Source organism: Streptomyces sp. NPDC007162 (assembly GCF_040634175.1).
GTDB lineage: Bacteria > Actinomycetota > Actinomycetes > Streptomycetales > Streptomycetaceae > Streptomyces.
The window spans coordinates 1-5,407 of the sequence record NZ_JBEYFC010000556.1 but is presented as its reverse complement, the minus strand read 5'-3'; the positions used below and the strand labels follow the sequence as shown (position 1 = coordinate 5,407).

The 5,407-nt window shown below is 75.8% G+C and carries 4 protein-coding genes; all 4 read right to left on the bottom strand.

All coding sequences use genetic code 11. The annotated features are described in order from the left end of the window. Window positions 1-141: 141 nt before the first annotated feature. Window positions 142-891, bottom strand: coding sequence for a spherulation-specific family 4 protein (locus tag ABZ646_RS38990; protein ID WP_360530181.1), 750 nt, complete (start codon window positions 889-891; stop codon window positions 142-144). Continuing rightward, window positions 879-1,838: an NAD-dependent epimerase/dehydratase family protein gene (locus ABZ646_RS38985; protein ID WP_360530178.1), complete on the bottom strand. Its 960-nt coding sequence runs from the start codon at window positions 1,836-1,838 to the stop codon at window positions 879-881. Before ABZ646_RS38985 ends, ABZ646_RS38990 begins: the two co-directional genes overlap by 13 nt. A 169-nt stretch (window positions 1,839-2,007) precedes the next feature. Next, on the bottom strand, window positions 2,008-3,333 hold the full coding sequence (locus tag ABZ646_RS38980; RefSeq protein ID WP_360530175.1) for a hypothetical protein: 1,326 nt from the start codon (window positions 3,331-3,333) through the stop codon (window positions 2,008-2,010). After that, window positions 3,330-5,096 (bottom strand): DUF3492 domain-containing protein, encoded by a 1,767-nt coding sequence (locus ABZ646_RS38975; RefSeq protein ID WP_360530171.1) that lies wholly within the window; start codon window positions 5,094-5,096, stop codon window positions 3,330-3,332. Before ABZ646_RS38975 ends, ABZ646_RS38980 begins: the two co-directional genes overlap by 4 nt. Window positions 5,097-5,407: the final 311 nt, after the last annotated feature.

Sequence of the window (5,407 nt, the reverse complement as noted above, 5' to 3'; positions counted from 1 at the left end):
TGGCGATGGCCGGGTGGATCGCGCCGTCCGGGTCGACGGTGAAGCGGAGGCTGGCTCAACCAGGGGTGGCAGCGACACGGGGACTCCGTTGATCGGTCAATCACTACGGTTGTTCTCCCTGTAACACTGCCACGGGCTTCTTCATTCCGAGACACCTGTTCCGATCCGCGAGACGATTTCGTCCCAGTAGCCGGGCATCGCCTCCCAGGGATCCGCCCGTCCGCCGCGGTCGGTCCGGTCCGTGATGTAGATCGTGGCGGCACCCTGCCAGCGGGTGATGCGCAGCGCCTCGTCCAGGTGGCCGAGGGGTACACCGTGGACGAAGTGGCAGAAGCGGTCGGGCGGGTAGTCCGCGGTCCACTCGGCGACCTGCGACCAGCGGTAGTCGCTCCAGGGACCGGCGAAGGTCACCAGCTGGTCGGCGTTCTCGGCATAGCCCGGGTAGGGGTGGGTGCCGTGGCCGAGGACGATGTGGGGGCCGTCACCGACGTCGCGGAGCGCGGCGACGGCGCGGCGGACCTCGGGGAGCGCGGTGCGCTCGGTGGGACAGCGGTCGAGCAGGAAGCCGTCGACGCGGTACCAGTCGTGGAAGCGGTGGGCGTCGGTGAGCAGGTCACCGCGGGGGCGGGCGCCGTAGGTGGCGTCCAGGTGGCCGAGGATGCGGACACCCGCGTTGCGGAGCCGGCCGGCCGCTTCCAGGCAGTGCGGGTCGGGACGGCTGCCGGGGCCGTTCGCCACGTCGAGGACGACCCAGTGCAGGGGCGTGCCGGGGCGGGCGAGCTCGGCCCACTGGGCGGGGGCGAGGAGGGGGTGGGCGTAACCGGGGATGCCGACCGCGGTGCGGACGCCGGTGGCCGCGGCGCCCGCCCGCGTGCTGGTCAGATGCGGCATGCCGCCTCCATCCAGATGTCCGCGAGGGATTCCTCCAGGTTGATACGGGGCCGCCAGCCGAGCCGGTCGCGGGCACAGCGCACGTCGGCCTGCTGCCAGCTGCCGCAGCCGTCCGGGTACGGGTAGGCGACCGGGGCCGCGTTGTCGGGGTCCATGCGGGGGTGCCCGATGGCGCCGCGCAGCGGGCCGGGTGGGCCGTCGAGTTCGTGCAGGGCGCCGCCGTATCCGGCCACCCGGGCCAGGACCCCGGCGGCGTCGCGGAGCCGGACGGCGCGGCCGGAGCCGATGTTGATGACGCCCTGGGCGGCGGAGAGCGAGGCCGCGTGGACGGCGCGGGCCACGTCACGTACGTCGACGAAGTCGCGCTGGGCGCCGAGGCCGGCGAGTTTGAGTTCGCCGTCGCCGGACTGCATGGCGCGGCGCATCGCCTCGGCGAGCCGGCCGAGCGGGGAGCCGGCCGGGGTGCCGGGTCCGGCGGGCGAGAAGACGCGCAGGACGACCGCGTCGAGCCCGGAGCCGAGGACCAGTTCGGTGGCGGCGAGCTTGCTGACGCCGTACGGGCCGCCTGGGCGGGGGACGGCGTCCTCGGCCGTGGAGGAGCCGGGCTGGCTCGGGCCGTACTCGGCGCTGCACCCGATCTGCACCAGGCGGGCGCCGCAGCCGCTGCGACGCAGGGCCTCGCAGATGGTGGCGACGGCGACGGTGTTGTGCCGGGTCAGCTCCCGGGCGCCGCCGCGGGTGGCGCCCGCGCAGTTCACGATGACGCCCGGGTGGACGGCGTCGAGGAAGCGGGTGAGGGCTCCTGGGCTGCCGGTGGCGAGGTCGAACCGGACGTCGGCGTCGTCGCCGCGGCCGAGCGCGGTGAGCTGGACGGCCGGGTCGGCGAGCAGCCGGTCGGCGACGAAGCGGCCGAGATATCCGTTGGCTCCGATCAGCAGCACCCTCATCGTGCGGCTCCCGGGGTGTGCGCTCCGGCGACTCCGGTGGTTCCGGACGCTCCGGGTCCGGGTCGGGAGATGGTCATCTGGTGGTCTCCTTCTGGGGATGCGGTTGCCTCGGGCGAGGCGCCGGGCGCCGGCCGCCGGGACGGCACGGCGTGGCCCGGGAAGAGGTGGCTCACTCGGGGTCTCCGGTCGGCGCGTGGGCCGAGGCCCGGGTGAGGGTGCGCGTGGCCGTGAACAGCAGCGTGAGGGCGGTGGCGCCGCAGACGAGGGCCTGGACGCCGCTCGGGCCCCAGGCGTCGGCCAGGGCGTGGACGGGGGCTGCCAGGGAGGCGCAGCCGGGCAGCCTGCCGACGAGGAGCAGGGCCACGGCCGCCGCTTCCGTGACGGCGGCGGCGGCGAGTGCGCGGCGGGCTCCCCGCGGGGCGCCGTGGACGGCCAGGAGGCGGGCGGGCAGCAGGAGGGCACCGAGGGTGAGCGCCTCCGGGTAGCCGGCGGGTTCGCCCAGGGCGGCGCCGCACAGTGCGAGCAGGGCGGTGAGGGCGCCCAGGAAGAGGGCGAACGTGCCGAGCAGCAGGGGCTGTACGGCTGCCGTGAACTCGTCCAGGCCACGGCTGGCGGTGAGCCGGCGGCGGGCGCCGGTGGTGAAGAGGTGGGTGCTCCAGGCCGCCGGGGCGGTGGCCAGGGCGAGCGCGAGGACGGGGGCGGCGGTGACCGGCCAGGTGCCGTGCGCGGCGCTGGTCGGCGGGCCGTCGGGGCCGCCGTCCAGGACGGCGCGCAGCAGGCCGTCGCCGAGCAGGGCGTAGCCGAGGAGCCAGCAGGTCCACGCGCGCGTGCCGGTCGCGGTGTGCCGGGCGGGCGGGCGGGACGGCACCGCCAGGGGGCCGCGCCGCAGGGCGAGGTGGACGGCCAGGGCGACGGCGAGGACACCGGCGGCTGCCACCAGGAGGCGTGGGCGGCCCTCGGTGAGCCGCACCCCGGTCACGGCCGCGACGCCGACGGCGCCCGGGAGGAGCGTGAGAAGCGCCCAGTCGGCGTGTACACGGGGCGCGGGCGCCGGTTCGGGGCGCGGGCGGTGGTGTTCGCCGCGGGGCACGCGCGCGTAGAGCTCCTCGGCGAGCGAGAAGACGTCACGGTGCCGGAAGCGGGCGGCGGTCCGGTCGGTGACCCCGTGCGCTTCGAGGCCGGCTGCGATCTCCAGCGGGTCGACGGCCCGCTCGCAGAGTGCGCGGTGCCGGTGCAGCAGCGCCTTCACGGGGTCGGCGGCGCCCCGCCGCGGGCTGGTGCCGCGGCTGCCTGCGGTGTGCCGGGCGTCCGTGGCGCCCACGGCCGGCTCCGGCAGCCCGCTCCCGGACGGGTGGGCGGAACCCGGGGCGCCTTCGTCGATGCCCAGGAGCCACTCCCCCGACCGTGTGTCCCACGCGTCGGCCCGTCGCGGCCGTCCTGGCCGGTCCAGCTCGCCCAGATCGCCGCTCGGCGCGCCGCCCTCGCCGCCGTTCACAGCGCCCCCTCGGTCGCCGCTGGCGGAGTGGTCCGTACCGGGGCGGGCCCCGCGGTGGTGCCCGGTGTCCGGCCGGGGCCGCTCCGGTTGCCGACACGGGCGGTGGGGCGGGTCCAGCGGCCCGGCACATGAGCCTCGGCCGGGACGGCGAACGGCAGCGGCTCACCCGCTTCGTCGAGGACGACCCTGCGGACCGGGCAGTGCGAGACGATCTCCAGGTAGAGGGTGTGAAACGCCGCGATGTTCTGTTCCACGGTGAACAGTTCGAGTGCCCGGGCGCGCGCGGCGGCGCCGAGGCGCTCACGGCGCTCGGGGTCGCGCAGCAGCGCCACGCACGCCTCCGCGAGCGCCCGCGGATTGCGCGGTGGTACGACGAGACCGGTGCCGCCGATGACCTCCACCACGGCACCCACGTCCGTGGAGACGGTCGGGCGGCCGCAGAGCATCGCCTCGACGAGGCCGGCCGGGAAGCCCTCGATGACGCTGGAGAGGACGACGACCGCGCCGGACGCGTAGGCGTCGGCGACGGTGGGTGCCTCCGGGCCACCGATCTCCTCGAAGGAGACCGGGTTGTCGCCGACGGCGTGCACGCCGTCGGCCTCGTCGGGGAAGAGCTGGGCGGCGAGCGCCCTGCAGTGGTCGAGGTAGGCCGTGCCTTCTGACCCCGCGGGGGCGCCCAGTACCCGCAGTCGCGCCTTGGGTTCCTCCTTGCGGACCTCCGCGAAGGCGTGCAGCAGCGACACCAGGTCCTTGGACGGCTCGATACGGCCGACCCAGACGAGCGTGCCCGGGTCGGCGCGGTCGGGTGCCTCGCCGACCTCGGTGAAGCGGGAGGCATCCATGCCGGGGTGGACGGTACGGATCCGGGACCGGTCGGCGCCGCAGCGCTCCTGCCAGCGGCGGGCGTGCGCGTTGCCGGGGGTGATGATCGCGGCACGGTCGTAGATCTCGGCGGCGAACCGGCCGTGGAAGGCGGCGAGCAGGGTGCGCACGGCCGGGGTGACGGCGTCCGCGGCGGCGGCCAGGTAGTGCGAGCGCAGTTGCACGCCGTACTCGGTGACCAGCAGTGGGACGCCCGAGAAGTGCCCGGCGAGCAGGCCGGGCAGGGCGGTGGGACCGGCGGCGGTGGCGTGGCAGAGGTCGGCCGCGCCCAGGCCGTCGTCGCCGTACCAGTCGAGGGAGAGGGGGTGCAGGGCGCGTTCGAGGTGTGCGGCGACGGCGAGCAGGTCGGGCACCCGCGCCTGGCGCGCGAGACTGTGCGCGCCGGGGGTACGGCAGGCGCGCTCCAGCGCGCGTACGGCGGTGTCGGAGCGGAGGGCGCCGACCAGTCCGCCCGCGTCGCGGGCGAGTTCGGCAAGCCCGTAGAGCGCGCTGCCGAAACGGTCCGCCAGATGCCCGGGCGCGGCCCCGGAACCGGACTCACTCTCGACGCCGTCCATGCCGGCCACGGGATCCGCGCCCCGCACGCCGGGCCCGGCGCTCAGTACCTCCGCGAGTTCCCCGTAGCTCTCGGCGAAGCGCCGGCGCGCGCGCCTGCCGTACGCCTTACCGTCCTTCTCCGCGGTCCGCGGGGGGGCCGTACGCACGCGGCTGACGTGCGGCGGCAGCTCCGGCCGGTCCTCGCCCTCCTGGCGGCGGCTGTGACTGAGGGCGTAGACGTCGAACTCGTGCTGCCCGAGCCCGCGCACGAGCCGGTCGCACCAGAGTCCGGCGTCACCACCCGCATGCGGATAACCACCTTCCGTAAGCAGTCCGATGCGCACGTGTGCACCCCCGATCGATCTCCCGTATGGGAAGCCGCCGACGTGTCGACGGCTCGCAGCAGGACGAACGTATGCGGACAAGGCGGTGGCGCGACGGACGGTTGTCCATCGCGCCACCAAAAGGGGTGAACGGTCGTAACTTTCACGTGCGGACCGCGTTCGGTCGCGCTAAGAGAGCATCCGACAGCGAAACGTCACCTCACTGCACCCTGGCGAGCAGCGGAAACGTCACGCCGACGCCAGTTCCCGCCGGGCGGCCCGGCGCCGGGCCCCGGCCGCGGGGGGGAGGGGGGGTGAGGCGGGCCCGGCCG